Here is a 20409-nt window from a genome sequence, read left to right as displayed (position 1 = left end):
CTCCTTAGCCACATTTTCCGAAACGTGATGGTTTAGATTTTTCTGTTGCGACCCAGTTGGGGTTTTTGAATAGCTCACGTGTACCGGCAGGCGCTCGAAGGTTGGAGGTTTTTCCGCCGTCTACGCTCCTGCCGCCATTTCGCACAATTTCACTGGCTTCGACCTTGTAGATTTCCTGGGCGGTGGCCCCGTTCATACTGTGTAACTGTACCGAGCTGATTTTGTCAGCCGGCAGTTTTCCAGAAGCGACATGCTGACTCAGTCTTGAGCCGAAGGTTTGATCAGTAGTGGAACCTACGTAGAGTTTGCCATTTTTGTCAGTAAATCGATAAACACCGACTGATTTTGCATCCGAGCCAAGCGCCTCCAGGAGCGCTGGGTTCAGTCCAAGAGGATCGATCCAAGTCAGTGGGTTCGAGGCATAAGCGTAAAGATTCAAACCACCTGCCAGACCTATAGGGTCAGGTGTCGTAAAACGGCCAACGTCGGGGTCGTAATACCGCAAGGTATTGAAATGCAACCCGGTTTCTCGATCAAGATACTGACCCTGGAATCGCAGGTTTTGCTCCTCGATGAAGTACGCTTCTCGCACTTCTTCAAGGGGCGCGCCCCATGCTTCGTAGCGCGCTTGCCAAACTATGAGCCCATCAGTCTCAGTGAGGTACTCTGGCAGTCCGTTCAGGTCATTGTGGTAATACCGTACGCACTGGTGTTTCCCCGTACCGTCCACTCGAGCTAGCGGGTCATAGCTGTAATTGTCATATAGATAGAGGCTGGTCTGGCTATGCCGATGTTCCTGTAAAAGACGCAAGCCATCCCAGTCGAAGCGTGTTTCTCCCAGGCAGAGCCCATTGGCATCGTGTTCCGTTTTGCCAACACGCCGCCCCAGAGGGTCGTACACCATCCTCACAATCGTGTTCAGCGCGCCTTTCTGGCTATGCACTTTGATCAGGCGATGCTCGGCATTGTAAGTAAACCGTTGCAACCCGCGCGACGTGCTGCTTTTCTCGATCATCCGTCCAAGGGTGTCGTACTTGTAACGTTTGTCTTGATAGGTGAGCAGGCGGTTATGCCTTACCAGGCCGCCTTGGGTCGGGCCGTCGAGCAAATTGGCGGCAGCATCATAGGCGTAGGTTTCGCTGCGTCCTGCTTGGTGGTTGACGAGGATACGTCCCGTACTGTCGTAGCCCAGAAGCTCTTGACGGTCAGTACGACGACGCCCGATCAGGTTATCGCTTGGGTCGTAGCAGTATTCAGTCTCAACCAACGGTGGCAATTGCCACGGTTGGTCAATAATACGACGCTGTCGCGAGCGAACCCGTCCACTTCGATCATAGGCGGTACTCGTTTTGAGTTGGCCCTGAGTGCGTTGCACTTCGCGGTGCAAACGATCCCGCTCGAAGTCGCTAATGACCTTACCATCGAGATTCAACTGATGCAGGTGGCCACTGCCGTAGTACAAGCGATTGAGCCACCGACCATCGGGCAAGCCGGTTTGAATCAGGTTTCCCAGTTCGTCGTAACGATGCTGCACAGAACCGGCCGAGCTTTGTTCCTCTAGGAGCTGCCCCATGGCGTCATAGCTGAAACCGAGTGATTGCTCACTCCCATCAGGCGCTGTGAAAGTGACACCGATCAGTTGGTCGCTCAGGTCGTGGACGTAGCTGGTAGTACCGTCCGCAGTTATTTTGCTGACCAGGCGTCCAACCGGATCTCGCTGAAACTGGTGCGACAATGGGGCTACGGGTTCGCCTTCCGTCCCCGGCAGGTAATCCACGGCGACGACATCAGCCAGCGGATCATAGGTGTAGCGGCGCCGGCTCTGGTCAAGATCCTGCTGCTGTACCATGCGGTCCGCTGCGTCCCATTCAAAGTGATAGCTCTCTCCGTTCTCATTGGTCAGTTTGCGCAGTCGCCCATAGTCGTCATGGTCGAACATCACGCTGCGGTTATGCGCATCCCACCGTTGGTTGACCAAGCCGCGACTATTATAGGCATAGCGTGTGACGGCGCCGCCGGGATCGATGTGAGCAAGCAGATAACCAGTGGCGCTGCGCTGGAACTGTTCCACGCGACCATCCGGAAGCTGGCATTCCAGCAATAGCCCTCGAGGTCCGTACCGGTAGCGCACCGACTCGCCTTCCGCATTGGTCTGCACCACCAGATTGCCGAACGCATCGTATTGATAACGGGTGGGGTAACCCGAGCAATCTACCGCCTCGACCAACTGGTTCCATTCGTCCCAATGCAGTGTCTTGGTTTTTTCAGTGGCGTCGATGATTTGCACCGGCTGCCCGAACCCGTCATACACATAGCGCGTACGGTTTCCCAGTGGGTCGATTTCCTCGACGCAATTGCCACGCTGGTCGTACCGATAATGCCAACTGTTGCCTGCCGGATCGGTTTCCACTTGGGGCAATGCCCAGTGCGCCAGCCATTGCGTGCTACTGGTTCTGGACAGCGGATCGATGACGGCGCTCAGGTTGCCGGACGCGTCATAGTTGAAACGCCACTGGCCTTTTTGCGGATCAATCGCACCGAGCAACTGGCGATCATCGTTCCACTCAAACTGCCACGCATGACCCAGGTTATCGACGTAGCGAGTGATCTGGAACTGCGGGTTCCAATGCCGGGTGCTGACCCGCATCAGGCCGTCGGTCACGCGGGTAATGCCGGCGTCCAGGTCGTAATGGAAGCTGTATTCATCACGCGCATCTGTCCAGTGGCGGCTGACGCGCCATTCCGGGCCGCCTGGCCCAGGTACTTCAGCCCACTGGTAGAAGCAGCGCAGGCCACTCGGCAATTGGTGTTCGACCATTCGCCGGTCATTGTCGTAGGCAAAGCGTCGAAGGGTTGTACCTTGCTCGTCCAGCACTTCAGCCAGATCGCCCACGCTGTCGTAGCGATAACTGACGAGCACATCGCTGCGCGCATCGAAATGGTCCTGGCGCAGGTAGCGCCGCTCGATGTAGCTCACACGCCTAGGGTGTTCAGCCGAGTAGTTCAGTTCTACATGCATCAAATCGTGGGTGTCGCGCAGGCGATACAGTCGGCCCTGACTGTCGTAGTCGAGGAAAATCCGCCCCTCATTGCGATCACCCAGCAGATGCAAGCGCATCCGCGAGTTATTCAGCGGGTCGGGCTCGAACAGGCGATACAGGCCGTCGATGCTCTCGATCAATACCGCGCCGTCGCCACTGCGCCTGACTGCAAGGCCTTGGCCCGGATCGAACGCTCCGCCGGACAACGGGATGTAACCGATCTCCAGGCGGCGTCCTTGCTCGTCGATGTAGATTAGGTTTTCGTCCGCTTCTATCTCGATCGACACCTCATACGCGACGCTCCAGCCAGCGCCAAATAGGCCGTCCCGGCGTGTGTCGAGGCTGCTGTAAAAGCGCTGCCAATCTATCGGGAGCAATCCCTGCAATGTGAAGTCCAGTTCCTCATCCCCGCCCAGGATCTTGGCGCCCGTCGCGCTGTGCACTGGATTGGGCGAGCCATTCATGGCGCTCTTGAGCGCGGAGGTGACCTTGCTGGTTGCGTAAGAGACGGCGCCCCCCACCAGCAAACCACCGACCAGACACGGCAGCTTGGTCCAGAAACACTTCACATTGCCCCGTAACGCCATCACCACGGCAATGGCAAGCCCCACCCCCGGCGTTTTCCCGCTACGAATCTCCTGTACCACAATGGTCTCGCCACCAATGCGCACGTCCGGCGAAATCAAGCCCTTGGCCGTGCCAATCTTGGCGTCACAGGTACTGCGATCCCCGCTGCGTGCCGCAGGCTGCCCATTGATGAACACTGAGCTGGAACCCTCGGCAATGAATTGCAGGGGCATGGGCGGGTGCTTGTTGCACGCCACGGTATCCAGCGGGCAAGGCTCGGTGCCGGGGGTAGGCGAGGCGACGGTCGGGCGCCACATCTGCGAGAAAAACTCCCCGGCCATATCCAGGAAGCTTGGTGCCGGCGGCTCGCTGGGCGCGACCGGTACAGCGGTCATCTTACCGGCTGCGCGGGCGGCCTTTTTGCCATTGATAAACACATTGTGCGAGCCGCTGGTGATGAACGCATCGATTACTGGCGGGAACACCCAGTTGGCGGCGGACTCGCACCAACTGGATATTTTCAAGTCAGCCCCCGTGAGCCCAGCGGTGATGCCGACGACCGCGCCCACCACCAACACCAGGGCCACACCGCCGGTGGCGATGGTCGCACCGGTCGCGAGGAACACTGCCCCGGCAACGGCCAGGCAGCCCACGGTAGTGATCGCCGCATAGGCGGCCACTTCCAGCACACCGCCGAGAATGTCGGCCATCACCGAGGTGTGCAGCAGTGCGTCGCCTTCGCGGGCGGCCCAAAGGTCCTCACTCATTGCTCAGGCTCGACTCAAGGCGTGGCAAGGAAGTTGAGTGTGCTTTTCAGCGTTGCCCAGTGCGCCGCCTCGGCCGGGCCCAGGGGCTGGGCCTTGACGTAACTGAGGGCGATCAAGCGACGTGTGCCCGGTATCTGCATGGCCAGCTGATATTGGTAAATGTTGTCGCTGCCTTTGCTGAAGTGGTTCTGCACTTCAAACGCGTCGATGTCCTGCGCTGGACCGACCTTGACCGCTTGCGCCGGGGAATAGCGAAGGTCCTGGACCTGCTGTTCGAGTTTTTTCAACTGGCCTTCGAAATTGCTTTGCAGGCTCTCGCCATCGGCCAAGGGGCTGCGGCTCACCACCAGGGTAGTGCTCAGCTTGGCGAACTTGAGGATATTGATCGAGGTGTCCTGTACCTCGGCATCGGGCAGGGTGAATTGGGCTTCGTTGATCAGGTAGTTCATGGTGGCGAAATCTCGTTATTGACCAGCACCGGGCTTACCGGGGAATTTTGACTCGACGGCGGACTTGATCGTGCTTTGCACGCCTTGGGCACCGGGCGATGTGCCCTTGTCACTGCCCAGGTTGATGTCCAATTTGCCCTTTGTCTGGATCTTGCTGCTGCCGCTGGAAAACAGGTTGAACGAGCCGCAGGTCAGGTTGATGTCCCCGCCTGCCTTGAGCTCGATCACGCTGTCGCCGCACACCAGGCGAAGACTCTCGCCGGCCTCGATGGTGTAGTGCGTGGCGGCGCTGTCGGACTTGGCACCGCCCACGATCACCGTGTCGTTGTTGCGCACAACCCGCAGGCGATTGCTGCCGATGGTCACCGTCTCGTTATGCCCAATGCTCTTATTCCGGTCATGCCCCACCGAGTGGCTTTCATCCACCTCCACCACGATGTCCTGGTTACGCTCGGCATGGATATACAACTGCTCCAACCCCTTCTTGTCCTCCATGCGGATTTCATTGAAATTGGCCGGCGTGCCGCCTTTGCTGGAGCGGCTTTTCATGCCGCTTTGGGTGGCGTTCTCCGGCAAGTCGTAGGGCACCGTCTGCTCAGCGTTGTACACCCGCCCGGTGATGATCGGTCGGTCGGGGTCGCCTTCGAGGAAGCTGACGATCACCTCTTGGCCGATGCGTGGAATCTGCATCGAGCCCCAGTTCTTGCCGGCCCAGGATTGCGACACGCGAATCCAGCACGAGCTGTTTTCGTTGGATTGGTCGTGGCGGTCCCAGTAGAAATGCACCTTCACGCGGCCGTACTGGTCGGTCCAGATTTCCTCGCCCTTGGGGCCTACCACCAACGCGGTCTGCGGGCCTTTGACGATGGGGCGGTGGGTGTTGGCCAGTGGGCGGAAACTCTGTTGGGCGTCGATGCAGGTCAGGCTGCTTTCGAACTGCGCCGAGCCTGAACCGCCACCGCTTTCCAGGCTTTCTTGCACGATGAAGTAACGGCAACCGACGATCAGGTATTCGCGGTTCTGGTCCTGGCGACTGAAACCGGTGAGGCTGAACAGATGGCCCGAGCCCAGGCCGCGCGCATTGCCGCTGAACTCGATCTGTTCATGCAGGGTTTGCAGGGCCTCAATGCGGGTGCGCGCATAGTGTTCGCCGTCGGCGCTTTGCACGTAGGTGCCGGGGTAGTCGTACAGTGGGTAGTCGCCGGCGGTGTGCGGGCGCGGCATGGCCGAGCGCACGTCGATGCTCGCGCTGGGGCGCTGGAAGTCGTAGTCGTTGAGCTCCAGCGAGCCCGGCTGCACCTCCTGCGCCAAGTGCCAATTGTGCATATGGTCGCGTTCGCGCTGCTGCTCGTCCTTGGGGTAGTAGGGGATCGACGCGTAGCCGGGCACGCTGGTGTGGGCGCCATAGGCGTCGGCCAGCACCAGCACATGGCGGTCCTGTTCATGGCGGAAGAAGTAGTAGATGCCTTCCTGTTCCATCAGCCGGCTGACGAAATCGAAGCTGGTCTCGCGGTACTGCACGCAGTACTCCCACTCGCGATACGGCCGGCTGAGCGCGTCTTCAAAGTCGGAAAAACCCAGGTCACGGAACACCTGCTTGATGATCTGCGGGATGCTCAGGTTCTGGAAGATACGGCAGTCGGAGGTCCGGCTGAGCAACCACAGCCAAGGGCGCAGGGTGACTTGGTAACTGGCGAACTGGCCTTTGTCGATGTTCTGGCTGCACCGCGCAACGATCCCGTGGAAATGCCGCTCGCCGCCGTCCGCCAGTTGCAGGCCGACGCTCATCGGTTTACCCAGCAATTGGTTCAGGTCGATGTTGGCGTCCAGGGACGTCAGTTGCAGCTCATAGTTGAACAGCCGGCCCAACTCTTCACCGCCGCCCATTTCGTTGAGCAGCAGCACATCCGGCCCGAGGGGGCTGTTGATCTTGGCCAGGCGTGAAGCTTGGTTGAATAGCATCGGTAGTCCCGTAAATACCGTCATCACTGACGGAACCGGATCAACTGTGGGAGCTGGCTTGCCTGCGATAGCGGTGGATCAGTCAACATCAATGCTGAATGTCAGACCGCTATCGCAGGCAAGCCAGCTCCCACACTGACCGTATTCCAACAATAGTTATTCGGTGTCGCTGAAGTCGTAGTGCAATTCATTATCCCGACTGCTGATCCGCACCCCCGCCAGTGCCTTGCCTTCCAACATGCGCGTGAGGAATTCGCGGCTCATGTCCGGCAGCAGGCTGTTGGTCAGGATGGTGTCGATCATGCGCCCGCCGCTTTCGGTCTCGGTGCAGCGCGAGACGATCAGGTCGACCACTGCGTCGTCATACTCGAACGCGACTTTGTGGGTGTTCTCCACACGCTTCTTGATGCGGTTCAGTTGCAGGCGCGTGATCGCTTTAAGCATCTCGTCGCTCAGCGGGTAGTACGGGATGGTCACCAGGCGACCGAGCAAGGCCGGTGGGAAAATCTCCAGCAACGGCTGGCGCAGGGCCTTGGCGATTTCCTCGGGCTCGGGGGTGTTCGCCGGGTCCTTGCAGACGTGGGAAATCAGTTCGGTACCGGCATTGGTGGTCAGCAGGATCAGGGTGTTCTTGAAGTCGATCACCCGGCCTTCGCCGTCTTCCATCACGCCCTTGTCGAACACCTGGAAGAAAATCTCGTGCACGTCCGGGTGAGCTTTCTCCACCTCATCGAGCAGCACCACGCTGTAGGGTTTGCGCCGTACCGCTTCGGTCAGCACACCGCCTTCGCCGTAGCCGATATAGCCCGGTGGCGCGCCCTTGAGTGTGGACACGGTGTGGGCTTCCTGGAACTCGCTCATGTTTATGGTGATGACGTTCTGCTCGCCGCCGTACATGGCTTCGGCCAGGGCCAGGGCAGTTTCGGTCTTGCCCACACCCGAGGTGCCGGCCAGCATGAACACGCCAATCGGCTTGCTCGGGTTGTCGAGGCCGGCGCGGGAGGTCTGGATGCGCTTGGCGATCATTTGCAGGGCATGGTCCTGGCCGATGATGCGTTTCTTCAGGTGCTGGTCGAGGTTGAGCACGGTTTCCAGTTCGTTGCGGGCCATGCGGCCCACCGGGATGCCGGTCCAGTCGGCGACCACCGAGGCCACGGCCTGGTAATCCACGGTCGGCAGGATCAACGGGGTTTCGCCTTGCAGAGCGGTGAGGCGCTGTTGCAGATCGACCAGTTTTGCACGCAGTTCATCGTTGCCGCTGTCCACAACCCCGGCCTTCTCGCGCAGGGTTGCGCGGGTGGCGAGCAGCTCATCCACCAGGGTTTTCTCTTCGGCCCAACGGCTTTCCAGCGTGGCCAGACGCTCACGTTCGGCGGTCAGCAGCGCTTCGCTATGGGTTTGACGCGCTCCAATGGCAATGCCGATCGCATGCTCACGGGCGATGATTTGCAGCTCGGTTTCCAGGGCTTCGATACGGCGACGGCTGTCGTCCACTTCCGCGGGGACCGCGTGCAGGCTGATGGCGACGCGGGCGCAGGCGGTGTCCAGCAGGCTCACGGACTTGTCCGGCAACTGGCGCGCCGGAATGTAGCGGTGGGAGAGCTTCACCGAGGCTTCCAGAGCTTCGTCGAGGATCTGCACCTGGTGGTGTTTTTCCATTGTGGAAGCCACGCCGCGCATCATCAGCAGGGCCTTGTCTTCCGACGGCTCGGCAACCTGTACCACCTGGAAACGGCGGGTCAGGGCCGGGTCTTTCTCGATGTGCTTTTTGTACTCGGCCCACGTGGTGGCAGCCACGGTACGCAAGGTGCCACGGGCCAGGGCAGGCTTGAGCAGGTTGGCCGCGTCACCGGTGCCGGCAGCGCCACCGGCACCCACCAGGGTATGGGCTTCGTCGATAAACAGGATGATCGGCTTGGGTGAAGCCTGCACGTCTTCGATGACCTGGCGCAGGCGCTGTTCGAACTCGCCTTTCATGCTGGCGCCGGCTTGCAACAGGCCCACGTCGAGGCTGCGCAGTTCCACGTCCTTGAGCGCAGGCGGTACGTCGCCGGCGACGATACGCAGGGCGAAACCTTCGACCACGGCGGTCTTGCCCACCCCGGCCTCACCAGTGAGGATCGGGTTTTTCTGGCGCCGACGCATGAGGATATCCACCAGTTGGCGAATCTCCTCGTCACGGCCCACGATTGGGTCGAGTTTGCCGCTGCGGGCCTGTTCGGTCAGGTCCACAGTGAAGCGCTTGAGCGCTTCCTGCTTGCCCATCGCGCTGGGCGCCATGGCACCGCTGGCCTCGCCAGGGACGCCGGCATTGAAGCCATCGCTGGCGCTCAAGGCATTTTCCGGCGAGTCACCGACGTATTCATCAAAGCGCTCGCTCAGGGCCTCGGCCTTGATCTTGTCGAACTCGCCGGACAAACCCAGCAGCGCATGGCGCAGGCTCGGTGTCTTCAAGATGCCCAGCACCAGATAACCGGTGCGCACCTGGCTTTCACCGAACATCAGGCTGCCATACACCCAGCCGCGTTCCACGGCTTCTTCCACGTGGGACGATAGGTCGGTGATCGACGTCGAGCCACGCGGCAGGCGATCCAGGGCTTCGGTGAGGTCACGGGCCAGGCGCGCCGGCTCCACGTTGAACTGGCGGATGATGCGGTGCAGGTCCGAGTCCTGCAGTTGCAGCAACTGGTGAAACCAGTGTGCCAGTTCCACATACGGATTGCCCCGCAACTTGCAGAACACGGTGGCGGCTTCGATGGCTTTGTAGGCCACGCTGTTGAGTTTGCCGAACAGTGCGGCGCGACTGATTTCACCCATGCTCTGGATTCCTTGAGGTGGTGGCGTGGTCGGCGTAATGCCGGGCCAGGATTAGGTCGTTGGCGTCATGCGCAGGTTGGCCGAGCCAGGTGTTGAAGCCCAGGCGGAACTGGCCGTTGAGTTGCAGCGCCGGAACTTCGGGTTGTTGCAAAACCAGGTTCAAGTCCCAGTCCAATTCATGGCCCAGGTACTCGGCCACCCACGCCACCAGCTCGTTGAACGGCTGTTGGCCGGGCAGCATGCCCATGTAGTCATCCAGCGTGAGCGGGCCCAGGCGGATGCGGAATTTGTGCTGGCGGTCCCACACGTGGCTGCCCAGGCAGAAGTCCACGCCCAACTGGTTGGCGCTGACCCCCACGCGGCTGCGTTCGGGCAGTTCCAGCCATTGGCCGACGTATTCCTCGATCTCTACCGGCAGGCCGAAGTACTCGCTGAGGATCGCTTTCAAGCCATCCGGGTAACGGGTTTGCGCCGACAGATGGCCGCTGTAATGCAGCTTCGCGGTATCGGGGATCAGCCCTTGATTGAGCAGGCTCGGCATCCCGCGGCCACTCAGGGCGGCGAGGCGGGCGGACCAGTAGTCATCGTCCGGGCGGTCATGGCTGACCGTTGGCCGCGCCTCGGCCCAGGCCCGATAGAACAGGGTCAGCAAGCGATGGTGGAACACATCCAGGAACTGCTTGCTGGTGCTATCGGCGTTGTTGCGTTGGCGCTCGCGCACGTACTCGGTGATGTGCAGCGGCAGCGGCCCGTTGGGGCCGCCGAGGCCGAAAAAGAACTGCTCCAACCGCGCCGGCTTGCCGTCGCCACCGGGGTCGACCGAGGCGAGGGTGGCGGGTGCGAAGGTGCAATCGGCCTGCTGCCCCAGGCGCAGCGGATCATCGGCCAGGCGCAGGGAATGGCCGAGGCGTGGCAGCTCGGGCGTTTCGCACTCGATGCGCCGCAATGCCTGGAAGAAGTCATATTCCCAGGGCTCCTGGTGCATCGCGTCCAGGGTTCTCACAGGGTCGGACGCCGTCCGGGCTTGGCTTTCCATCGCATGATCTCGCCGCGTTCGGTGGTACGGATCACCGTCTCGGTAAAGCTGTTGATCGACACGTAGCGTGCCAGGAAGCGCTCCAGCACTGCACCGAGCAGGAACACGCCGGTGCCGCGAAACGCGTTTTCATCGAACTCCAAGGTGATTTCCAGGCCGCGGCCAAACACAATCGGGCCAGGCATCGGCAGGCGTCGAGTCACCGCCTTGCTGCTGACTTCGCGCAGGCCTTCGATCTGCAATTGCAGGGCGGCGTCATTGCTGTCGCCGTACAGGCGCAGCAGTTCGCGCAAGGCGCCGGCGCCCTGGCCCTCTTCGCTCAAGGACAGGTAGTTGAGCGACAACTGGCTGATCAGGCGCCAGGCCTTGGCGTCATGCGCATGGCTGGCACGCGGGCGGCTTGGCCCGGCGACGCACCGCACGGCCAGTACCGGCGCACTGTCGGCCAGGGTGAAGTCGGTCTTGCCGTTGCCCACGCTCATGAACAGCGGCAGGTCCCGGTTGGTGCACAGTGCCGTCACGCCCAACTGGCGCAGGTCATGGCGATACGGCGCCTGGCGGCTGTCCACCAGGCTGACGAAGGTTTCACTGCCCACATAAGTGGAGCGCGGGCCATTGCGGCGCTGATCGCTGGACAGCACACGCGGCTCGCGGCGCACGCTGTAATACGCTTGGTCGCGGCCATAGCGCGACGGATCGCGCACCGCATAGAACGGCAAGAACGGCTGCTCCGGACCGGTGCCATGGCCAGTAATGCCGCTCAAGGAGTGAATCTCGAAATCCATCGGCCGCGTACGGTCGGCGATCACGTGGTGTTCATTGACCCGGTCGGACAAATGGATGCGGTCCACGCGCTTGGGGAACAGGTTGATGGCGGGCGTGCAGAACGGCAAGAACTGCGCCGCGCCGACACTGCCTTCCAGGCTCGGTTCGTGGCGGTCGAACAGCACGATCAGTTCCAGCTCCTGGCCGTCACACCGTTTGACCGCACGGCTCAACTCGGCGAACTCAACGAACAGGAAGCGATGGGGCAGGGCGAAGTACTCCTGCAACAGGCGATAGCCCTGGAACGCCCGCGCTACCACCGGCATGGCCGCATCGGCATCATCGAACCCCCGCGAGCGCAACGCGCCCTGGGGCAGGCGCTCGACCCAATCGCCACCGGGCTGGCGCGCAAACACCGCGCAGGCGTTGCCCAGTAGTTGTTCGTAAAGGCGAAACGGTTGTTCATCAGCGCCGCTCAGGTACAGCGGCAAGGTATCCAGGTCGAGGCTGTTGAACGGCAGCTCGGCACCGGTGCGCAGGGTCAGGCGCAGGCCGGCCTTGGCTTTCGGTTCGCTGGCGGCCAGGCGCCCGAGCACGGCGGCGGGGTTGCCGAAATATTCGGCGTTGTTGACCTGCAAAGGCCACAGCGTCACCGGGTGCGCGGTGCGGTACTCGCAGCAGGTCTGGGTTTCACGACCCAGGGCGGCACGCAGCACCGTATCACGGGGTAGCGGGAAACCGCCGGCCAGGGAGCCTTCATCGGGGTCGGTCTGCAGTTGCACTACGGTCATCGACGGCGTCGGTGCCAGGTAGTGCGGGTAGGCGATTTCCAGCAAGTTGTGGGTGAAGGTCGGGTACTCGGCGTCGAGCTTGAGCTGCACGCGGGCCGTGAGATAGGCGAAGCCTTCAAGCAAACGTTCGACGTACGGGTCGGCGCAGTCCATACCGGACAGGGTCAGCCGACTGGCGATCTTCGGGTATTCCTTGGCGAACTCGGCGGCGCTTTCGCGCACGTGGTGCAATTCCTGGTTGTACAGCTCCAGCAGGCGCGGGTTCATGGGCGTCTCCGCTGGTCGGCATTCAGCACGCGCACATGGCCGGACTCCAGGTCCACGTCGGTCTGCAACAGCAAACGCAACGGCACCGGCTGTGCCCACAGGTCGCCTTCAATTTCGAAACTCAGGGCGTTGTGATTCATCTCGCCATGGCCCATGCGCGCCTTGACTCGCAATGTGTGGCGCAAAATACGCGGCTCGAAAGTGGCGATGGCCTGGTAAATCAAGGCTTCCAGGGCTTTGATGTCGACGCTCGAAGCGCTGTTGCCCGCCAGTGCCGGCAGGCCGTAATTGACCACCGAAGTGCCGGCCGGGGTGTGCAGCGTGGCATCGGTATCGAGTAACGAGGTGGTGTTAAGCAACCACGCCAGGTCACGCAGCACCGAGGCCTTCAATTGGGTCAGGGACAGCACGCGTTTGTCGGCGCTTTCCTTGGGGTTGGTCGGGTCTTCGTCGGTCAACCGGTCCAGCAGGGACGGTTGCAGACGGTCGCGGGAAGCGATTTCAGTTACCACCAAAGCAGCTCCACGGACGGGTTGCGAGAGGGACACAATGGCCGTGGCACCGGGCCACGGCCACAAGGGCTATCAGCGTTTGGTGTTGGAACGGATGTTCCAACCAAACTTGATGGCGCCGCCGTCTTTGGTGCCGTCGGCTTTCTGCGGCTGGTAGTCGACCATCACTTGGGCAAAGTTCAGGGTGACGTTTTCGGTCAGGCGATCATCGCTGCCCGAACCGCCGGTGCTCAAGGAGGTGACCAGCACTTCTTCCAGGTTGATCACCATGTACTCGACCTGGCTCTCGCCACCGGCCTTGCGCACGGTCAGCTTGACCTTGTCGATGTGCTTGCCGCTGGCGCAGTGCATCATCAGGTTGGGCGAAGCCTTGTCGACGTACTTGGTCAGCGACAGGTCCTGGATATTCACCTTGCCCGCGCCACCGCCACCGCCGACGTGCATGTTGCCGGACTGGGACATGCCCCAGCTCCAGTTCAACACATCGATTTCGTCCTTGTGGGCCTTGTCCATGGACTCGCCCTTGATGTCGCCGATCTTGATGAAAATATCAACAGCCATGTTTTCTCCCTGTGTGGCCCATGCCACTTGATTGGGTGATCGTTCCCACGCTCTGCGTGGTAACGCATCCTGTGACGCTACGCGTCACCGGGACGCAGAGCGTCCCGGGCGGCATTCCCACGCGGAGCGTGGGAACGAGCTAGCTCAATCGTTACTTATGCGCTTTTTGCCGAAGGCAGTTTCGATACCAGGCGCAACGACACCGTCAGCCCTTCAAGCTGATAGTGCGGGCGCAGGTAGAACTTGGAGTTGTAATACCCCGGGTTGCCTTCGACTTCTTCCACGATCACTTCGGCCGCCGCCAACGGGTGCTGGGCCTTGGTGGTTTCGGTGGAGTGCGCCGGGTCGCCGTCGACGTAGTTGAGGATCCAGTCCTGCAACCAGCGCTGCATTTCGTCCTTCTCTTTGAAGGAGCCGACCTTGTCGCGCACGATGCACTTCAAGTAGTGGGCGAAACGGCAGGTGGCGAACAGGTACGGCAGGCGTGCGGCCAGGTTGGCGTTGGCGGTGGCGTCCGGGTCGTCGTATTCGGCAGGTTTCTGCAGCGACTGGGCGCCAATGAACGCGGCGAAGTCGGTGTTTTTCTTGTGCAGCAGCGGCATGAAACCGTTCTTCGCCAGTTCCGCTTCACGGCGGTCACTGATGGCGATTTCGGTCGGGCACTTCATGTCCACGCCACCGTCATCGGTAGGGAACGTGTGGGCCGGCAGGTTTTCCACTTCACCACCAGACTCGATGCCGCGGATGCGCGAGCACCAGCCGTAGTGCTTGAACGAACGGTTGATGTTCACTGCCATGGCGTAGGCGGCGTTGGCCCAGGTGTACTTGGAGCTGTCGGCGCCGTCGGTGTTTTCTTCGAAAGCGAAGGCTTCCACCGGGTCGGTCTTGGCGCCGTACGGCAGGCGTGCCAGGAAGCGCGGCATGGTCAGGCCGATGTAGCGCGAGTCTTCCGATTCACGCAGCGAGCGCCAGCCGGCGTATTCCGGGGTGGTGAAGATCTTGGTCAGGTCGCGTGGGTTCGACAGTTCCTGCCACGAACCCATGCCCATCACGGTCGGCGAGGCCGCAGCGATGAAAGGCGAGTGCATGGCGGCGCAGACTTTCGACAGCTCGCCCAGCAGTTCCACGTCGGGCGGCGACTGGTCGAAGTAGTAGTCACCCACCAGGCAGCCGTAAGGTTCGCCACCGAACTGGCCGTATTCTTCTTCGTACATCTTCTTGAAGATCGGGCTCTGGTCCCACGCGGTGCCCTTGAATTTCTTCAGGGTCTTGTGCAGGTCTGGCTTGGAGATGTTGAGCACGCGAATCTTCAGTTGCTCATCGCTCTCGGTGTTATTGACCAGATAATGCAGGCCACGCCAGGCGCTTTCCAGTTGTTGGAAATCCTGGTGGTGGATGATCTGGTTGACCTGGGCGGTGAGCTTGGCGTCGATGGCGGCGATGATCGATTCGATCGACTTGATCGCGTCGTTGGACACCAGGTCGGTTTGCGCCAGGGCCTGTTCAGCCAGGGTGCGCACCGCGGTTTCAACGGCTTCGCGGGCACGCTCGGTCTTGGGCTTGAATTCTTGCAGCAGCAGGTTCGCGAACTCGCTGGCTTCTTCGGTGGTACCCAGGATCTGGCTGCCTTCGCGGGCGGTATTGTCCGTCATGATTACTGCTCCCCTGCAGGCTTGGGCGCGCTGGCAAGTGCCTGAAGCAATGCCGGGTCCTTGATCGCCTTCATGATGATTTCTTCAGCGCCAGTCTTGCCGTCCATGTAGGTCAGCAGGTTGGCCAATTGGGTGCGGGCTTCGAGCAGCTGGTTCAGCGAGTCGACCTTGCGGGCCACGGCGGCCGGGCTGAAGTCGTCCATGCTTTCGAAGGTGATGTCCAGGCTCAGGTTGCCTTCGCCTGTCAGCTCATTGGGTACGTGGAACGCGACGCGTGGCTGCATGGCCTTGAGGCGTGAGTCGAAGTTGTCGACGTCCACCTCAAGGAACTTGCGGTCGGCCACGGGTGCCAGCGGCTCGGCAGGCTTGCCGGCGAGGTCGGCCATCACGCCCATCACGAAGGGCAGCTGGACCTTTTTCTCGGCGCCGTAAAGCTCGACGTCGTACTCGATCTGCACTCGAGGCGCACGGTTGCGCGCGATGAATTTCTGAGAACTTTGCTTCGCCACGTTGCTGCTCCTGGTCGCTTGAGCGACGGTGTTGTTACTGCACGGTCCGGCGGCTTACTCGCTGTCGGGGCCGCGCAGGTTTTCAAATTGGGACATGCCATCGGGAATCAGATTGCGAACGATGGCCGCAAAGTCGGCATGTACCAGATTCTTGGCTCGGTTCAACAGCACCGGCAGCGGGCTCGAAGGCTCGTGGCGGGTGTAGTACGCAAGGATTTTGTCGAGGCTGCGCAGCACATCGTCGCGGGTGGCGATGTCGCCCGTCGGGCGAGGGGCTGCGGGCGCGGCGGCGTCGACCGAGGGGGCATTGTCTTCACTGACGGCCTCGGGATCGCTGCTGCTGTCGGTGTCTGGCACCGCTTGATTGAGAAGTTGCAGGGCCTGTTTGAGCGGCTGCTTCAAGGCGCTGAGGTCCACGCCCTGGGCGGAACCGACTTGGTCATTGACCTGTTGCTCAATGGCCTCGCACGCCGTGCGCGCCGCGCTCAAGGCGTCGCGGGTGGCTTGCAGTTGTTCGGGGTCGCTGTCCAGGAACGCGGCGTTGAGTTGCTGGTTGCCCAACTGTTCATCGGCAAAACTCTGCAGGCCGCTGGCGTTGAGCGCGGCGCGCAGGCTCACGGGCCCGAAGGTGCGCGAGCGTGTCAGGATGCTTTCGCGCAGCAGCCGAATATTGGTTTCGCAGGTCAGGCCGGTAAGGGCGTTGATGCGCACGGTGGGGTCGTTGTCATCGTCGGCATCCAGGCGCGGGTGCAGATCGGCCCAGTATTGGCGCAGCAAGGCGTTGATCAGCGTGAGGACTTCGGCCAGCCCGGCCACACCCTGGAGGGCGAGGGTGCTTTGCAGCAGAAAGTGGGTGATGCGCAGGTCTTTGCTGCGCTGCAACAGGTCGAGGCTTTGCTGCTGGATGCTGCGCCACTCGGGCGGCTCAGCGGGCAGGATCGAGTCGCCCATGCTGCGTTCGGGTTGGCCCTTGGCATCACGTTCCAATTGCAGAAATTGCGCGTCATATTCCATGTCCTCGCCACAAGGCGACGTCGCGGAAACGGCGGTGAGCAGCAACGGCACATCCACTGAATTCGATCTCCTTATCGGCCCGCTGGATGGCGGGCAATTCATGCACTAGTTGCGTAATGAACTTTGCATGTTTTCTTGGTCATACACTCAGTGCGCCACTACTGTGCCATCACTGATGTTCAAGAAGTTGTGCATTTTTGGTGTAGTACTTATGGCTTGTCAAGGTAAGCTATTCGCCCTCTGTGACAGATGTGCGGTGTTTAACAACCTGCGCGACTGGCGAGTCGAAAGGCGCGCCCAGAGCGGATTTTTGTCATGGAAGCCAGTTAAGATCAGCGATCATGCTGGTAAAAGCAGATTTTGGCGGTCGTTTGTACGACAGGACGGGACTCTCCAGGGCGGTGCTGCCTCCTGGGTAGACTGCGCGCGATGTATCAGCAAGGAGGCAAGATGTCGCTGTGTTTGACTATCACTAGTTATCACAAGATCACCCCTGGGCAATGCCCCGAAAAGTCCATGGATCAGGGCGTGATGGCTATTGGCCGCAGTTCTGACAATGACTGGGTATTGCCCGACCCTGAGCGTCTCGTCTCTTCGCAACATTGCGTTATTCAATACAAAGATGGCCGTTATTACTTGACCGATAACAGCACCAATGGTGTGGAGTTGGTCAAGGCGGGTATTCGTATGCGTCGGGGTAACAGCGAGCCGTTGCAAGATGGTGAGTTGATCCGCATCGGCGATTACGAAATCCAGGCGCGTATCGACTTCAACGTGCAGGCCATCGACAGCCAGCCATTTGCCGGTGACTCACCCAACAGCTTTGAAGCGCTGATGGGCGCCGTGGCGAGCCAACCTGCGCCCACACCGATGATCGCGCCGCAGTTCCAGGGCGCCTCGGCCATGGAAACCTTGCCAGACCTGTTCGACTTCCTCAGCCCCACCGCCGTGCCGCCGCCTACCGTGGCGGATCATGTGCCGTCCGAGCAACACGATTTTCGCCCCCCGGCTCCAGTGGCCGGACCGGCGCCCGAAAAGCCATTGGTGCAAGGCTCGGTGATTCCCGAAGACTGGGACCTGTTCAGCGACGCGCCCGCCCCCGTCGTCAATGCTGCGCCCGCCCCAGCACCGATCATCCCGTCGCCGCCCGTGGTCGAGCCTGTTGCGCTCCCCGTGGCCAATGCCGAGCCACCACCGGACCTCCTGCAAGCCTTCCTGCGCGGTGCGGGCCTGGACCAGTTGCGCCTGGACAAAGCCGACGCCTGCGCGCAGATGGAAAGCATCGGCCGCAGCTACCGGCTGATGGTCGAGGGCCTGATCGACGTATTGCGCGCCCGTGCCAGCCTCAAGGGCGAGTTTCGCATGCAGCAGACGATGATCCGCCCCGCCGAAAACAACCCGTTGAAATTCGCCCCGAATGCCGATGAAGCGTTACTGCTGTTGCTGCGTCATGGCAACCAGGCGTTCATGGCGCCGGACCTTGCCGTACGTGACAGTTTCGACGACCTGCGCGCCCACCAGTTGGCCGTGATGGCTGGCGTGGAAGCGGCGATCAAGCACTTGCTCACGCGCTTTGAACCGGCGCAGCTGGAGGAGCGCATGGGCAAGCCCGGCGGCCTCTCCAGTCTCTTCAATGGTTCGCGCCAGGCCCAGTACTGGCAGCAGTTCACCGAGCTCTACAGCAACATTTCCCGCGAGGCCCAGGACGATTTCCAGGACTTGTTCGGTCGTGAATTCAGCCGGGCCTACGAAGAACACAGTGCACGACAGCGACGCTGAAAACGCCTCGCACCAATGAATAAAACGGATAGCTAAATACGTCATTGAGGACGCAGGATGATTCCCAGGTTTTTACTCGCAGCCGCTACCGTGCTGCTGCTGACGGCGTGTGCCAACGACACTGCCAAACCCCAGGCGGCTGCCGAGGCCGAAGCTGACACGGCCGCCGTTGAGCTGCATTTTCACGCGATTGCCGGGCTTAACCCCGGTGCCAACGGCCAGGCCGCGCCGGTGCGGGTGCGCATTTTCGAATTGAAAAACGCCGCGACCTTTTCACGCTCCGATTACTTCGCCCTGGCTGACCGTGCGCAATCCACCCTCGGCCTCGACCTGCTGGACCAGGACGAAGTGATGGTGCAGCCCGGCCAACAACTGAGCCTGCAGCGCGATCTCGACCCGTCCACGCGCCAGATCGGCTTGCTGGTGGGCTACCGCGAGTTGGACCGTGCGCAATGGCGCACGGTCATCAACGTGCCGCCGCGCCAATACAGCGAATACCAGATCAGCCTCGACGTGCATGCCGTGCGCGCCGACGTCGTGGCTTCCCCATCCAGCCCAGCCCAATAACAAGCAATCGGAGCCCCCATGTCCTGGAACAATCGCGTGGTCTGGTCGGAAGGCATGTTCATCGGAACGCAGCACTTCCAGCAGCATGACCGTTACCTGGAAAACCTGATCGATGCCCGCAGCCGCCCGTTGTCGGCGGGTGCCTGGGGGTTCTCCGAGCTGCTGATCGACCAGGGCCTGCTGGCCCAGGGCAAGCTGGCGATCGTGTCGGCCCGCGGCCTGTTGCCCGATGGCACGCCGTTCAATATTCCCCAGGACGACCTGGCGCCGAGCCCGTTGAATATCGACGACAACCTGCGCGACGGCCTGGTCTACCTGGCCCTGCCGCTCAAGCGTGCCGGCGCCCGTGACACGGTGGACGAGGGCGAGGCCCTGGAAGCCGCGCGCTACGTGAGCCAGGTGCGTGAAGTGCGCGACGACAACGCCCCGTTCGAAAACCGTGCACCGGTGGCCGTGGGGTCGCGGGCGTTGCGCCTGCTGACGGCGCAGGACGGCATCAGCGACTACGCGGCCATCGGCCTGGTACGCATCAAGGAAAAGCGTGCCGACCGTGCGTTGGTGCTCGATGACACTTACATCCCGCCCGTGCTGGACGTGGCCGCGAGCAAACCGCTGACGGCCTTTCGCAGCGAACTGCTGGGCCTGTTGCACCAGCGTGGCGAAGCCCTGGCCGGCCGCGTGGTGGCCTCGGGTGCCGGGGGGGCCTCGGAGATCGCCGACTTCATGCTGCTGCAACTGGTCAACCGCGCCCAGCCGCTGATCCAGCACTTCAGCCAGTTGAGCCCGTTGCACCCGGAGCGCTTCTTCAGCGAACTGGTCAGCCTGGTCGGTGAGTTTTCCACCTTCTCAACCTCCAGCCGTCGCCCCCAGGAATACCCGCAGTACCAGCACGATGACCTGGCCCTGAGCTTCATGCCGGTGATGGCGGCCTTGCGTGAGGCGCTGTCGATGCTCATCGACAGCAAGGCCACGCCGATCCCGATTGTGGAGAAAGCCTACGGCATTCATGTGGCGATGCTGGCCGACAAGACCCTGCTCGACAACGCCAGTTTCATCCTCGTGGTGCGCGCCGATGTGCCCGGCGAAACCCTGCGTGCGCGTTTCGGCCAGCAGAGCAAGGTCGGCTCGGTGGAGCACATCCGCGACATGGTCAACCTGCAACTGCCGGGCATCGGCCTGCTGCCGTTGCCGGTGGCGCCGCGCCAATTGCCTTACCACGCCGGCAGCACCTACTACGAGCTGGACCGTGGCAGCGAGCACTGGCAGCAGCTGAATAATTCCGGCGGTTTCGCCTTCCATATCGCCGGGCAGTTCCCGGGCTTGAACCTGGCCTTCTGGGCGATCCGAGGATAA

14 protein-coding genes are annotated in these 20409 nt (G+C 61.4%); 3 read left to right on the top strand and 11 right to left on the bottom strand.

The window, feature by feature from the left end; translation table 11 throughout:
• Positions 1–4: 4 nt before the first annotated feature.
• From JFT58_RS02305 to tssA, 11 genes are all read right to left on the bottom strand, one after another.
• A complete protein-coding gene (locus JFT58_RS02305) occupies positions 5–4375 on the bottom strand; it encodes an RHS repeat-associated core domain-containing protein (protein ID WP_082423351.1) in 4371 nt (1456 codons plus the stop codon).
• A 14-nt stretch (positions 4376–4389) separates the two neighbouring features.
• The gene (locus JFT58_RS02300; RefSeq protein ID WP_054896056.1) at positions 4390–4824 is read right to left on the bottom strand and encodes a DcrB-related protein; all 435 of its coding nucleotides are present in this window, start codon (positions 4822–4824) and stop codon (positions 4390–4392) included.
• Positions 4825–4839: 15 nt separating this feature from the next.
• A complete protein-coding gene (locus JFT58_RS02295; RefSeq protein ID WP_054896055.1) occupies positions 4840–6786 on the bottom strand; it encodes a type VI secretion system Vgr family protein in 1947 nt (648 codons plus the stop codon).
• 156 nt (positions 6787–6942) lie between these two features.
• Positions 6943–9603, bottom strand: coding sequence for a type VI secretion system ATPase TssH (gene tssH / locus JFT58_RS02290; RefSeq protein WP_198834285.1), 2661 nt, complete (start codon positions 9601–9603; stop codon positions 6943–6945).
• Positions 9596–10639 (bottom strand): type VI secretion system baseplate subunit TssG, encoded by a 1044-nt coding sequence (gene tssG / locus JFT58_RS02285; protein ID WP_034129114.1) that lies wholly within the window; start codon positions 10637–10639, stop codon positions 9596–9598. The genes tssH and tssG overlap by 8 nt, the downstream gene beginning before the upstream one ends.
• Positions 10603–12462 (bottom strand): type VI secretion system baseplate subunit TssF, encoded by a 1860-nt coding sequence (gene tssF, locus JFT58_RS02280; RefSeq protein ID WP_054896053.1) that lies wholly within the window; start codon positions 12460–12462, stop codon positions 10603–10605. Before tssF ends, tssG begins: the two co-directional genes overlap by 37 nt.
• Positions 12459–12974 carry a type VI secretion system baseplate subunit TssE gene (gene tssE / locus JFT58_RS02275; protein ID WP_034129256.1) on the bottom strand — a complete coding sequence of 172 codons (516 nt, stop codon included), beginning with the start codon at positions 12972–12974 and terminating at the stop codon, positions 12459–12461. The genes tssF and tssE overlap by 4 nt, the downstream gene beginning before the upstream one ends.
• 72 nt (positions 12975–13046) lie before the next feature.
• Positions 13047–13535 carry an Hcp family type VI secretion system effector gene (locus JFT58_RS02270; RefSeq protein ID WP_003195562.1) on the bottom strand — a complete coding sequence of 163 codons (489 nt, stop codon included), beginning with the start codon at positions 13533–13535 and terminating at the stop codon, positions 13047–13049.
• A gap of 155 nt (positions 13536–13690) precedes the next feature.
• Positions 13691–15187 carry a type VI secretion system contractile sheath large subunit gene (gene tssC, locus JFT58_RS02265; protein WP_003195559.1) on the bottom strand — a complete coding sequence of 499 codons (1497 nt, stop codon included), beginning with the start codon at positions 15185–15187 and terminating at the stop codon, positions 13691–13693.
• A gap of 2 nt (positions 15188–15189) precedes the next feature.
• Positions 15190–15696, bottom strand: a complete 507-nt coding sequence (gene tssB / locus JFT58_RS02260; RefSeq protein ID WP_003195557.1) for a type VI secretion system contractile sheath small subunit — start codon at positions 15694–15696, stop codon at positions 15190–15192.
• Between the two features lie 54 nt (positions 15697–15750).
• A complete protein-coding gene (gene tssA, locus JFT58_RS02255; RefSeq protein WP_054896052.1) occupies positions 15751–16767 on the bottom strand; it encodes a type VI secretion system protein TssA in 1017 nt (338 codons plus the stop codon).
• Between the two features lie 393 nt (positions 16768–17160).
• Between tssA and tagH the strand changes: the two genes are divergently transcribed.
• From tagH to tssK, 3 genes are read left to right on the top strand one after another with little or no spacing between them, the layout of a single operon-like run.
• Positions 17161–18489 carry a type VI secretion system-associated FHA domain protein TagH gene (gene tagH / locus JFT58_RS02250; RefSeq protein WP_054896051.1) on the top strand — a complete coding sequence of 443 codons (1329 nt, stop codon included), beginning with the start codon at positions 17161–17163 and terminating at the stop codon, positions 18487–18489.
• Between the two features lie 57 nt (positions 18490–18546).
• A complete protein-coding gene (gene tssJ / locus JFT58_RS02245; protein ID WP_034129109.1) occupies positions 18547–19056 on the top strand; it encodes a type VI secretion system lipoprotein TssJ in 510 nt (169 codons plus the stop codon).
• Positions 19057–19074: 18 nt separating this feature from the next.
• Positions 19075–20409, top strand: a complete 1335-nt coding sequence (gene tssK, locus JFT58_RS02240) for a type VI secretion system baseplate subunit TssK (RefSeq protein WP_198834284.1) — start codon at positions 19075–19077, stop codon at positions 20407–20409.

The sequence above is a fragment of the Pseudomonas sp. MF6767 genome (assembly GCF_016405475.1).
GTDB lineage: Bacteria > Pseudomonadota > Gammaproteobacteria > Pseudomonadales > Pseudomonadaceae > Aquipseudomonas > Aquipseudomonas paracarnis.
This window is presented reverse-complemented; position numbering and strand designations above follow the sequence as displayed.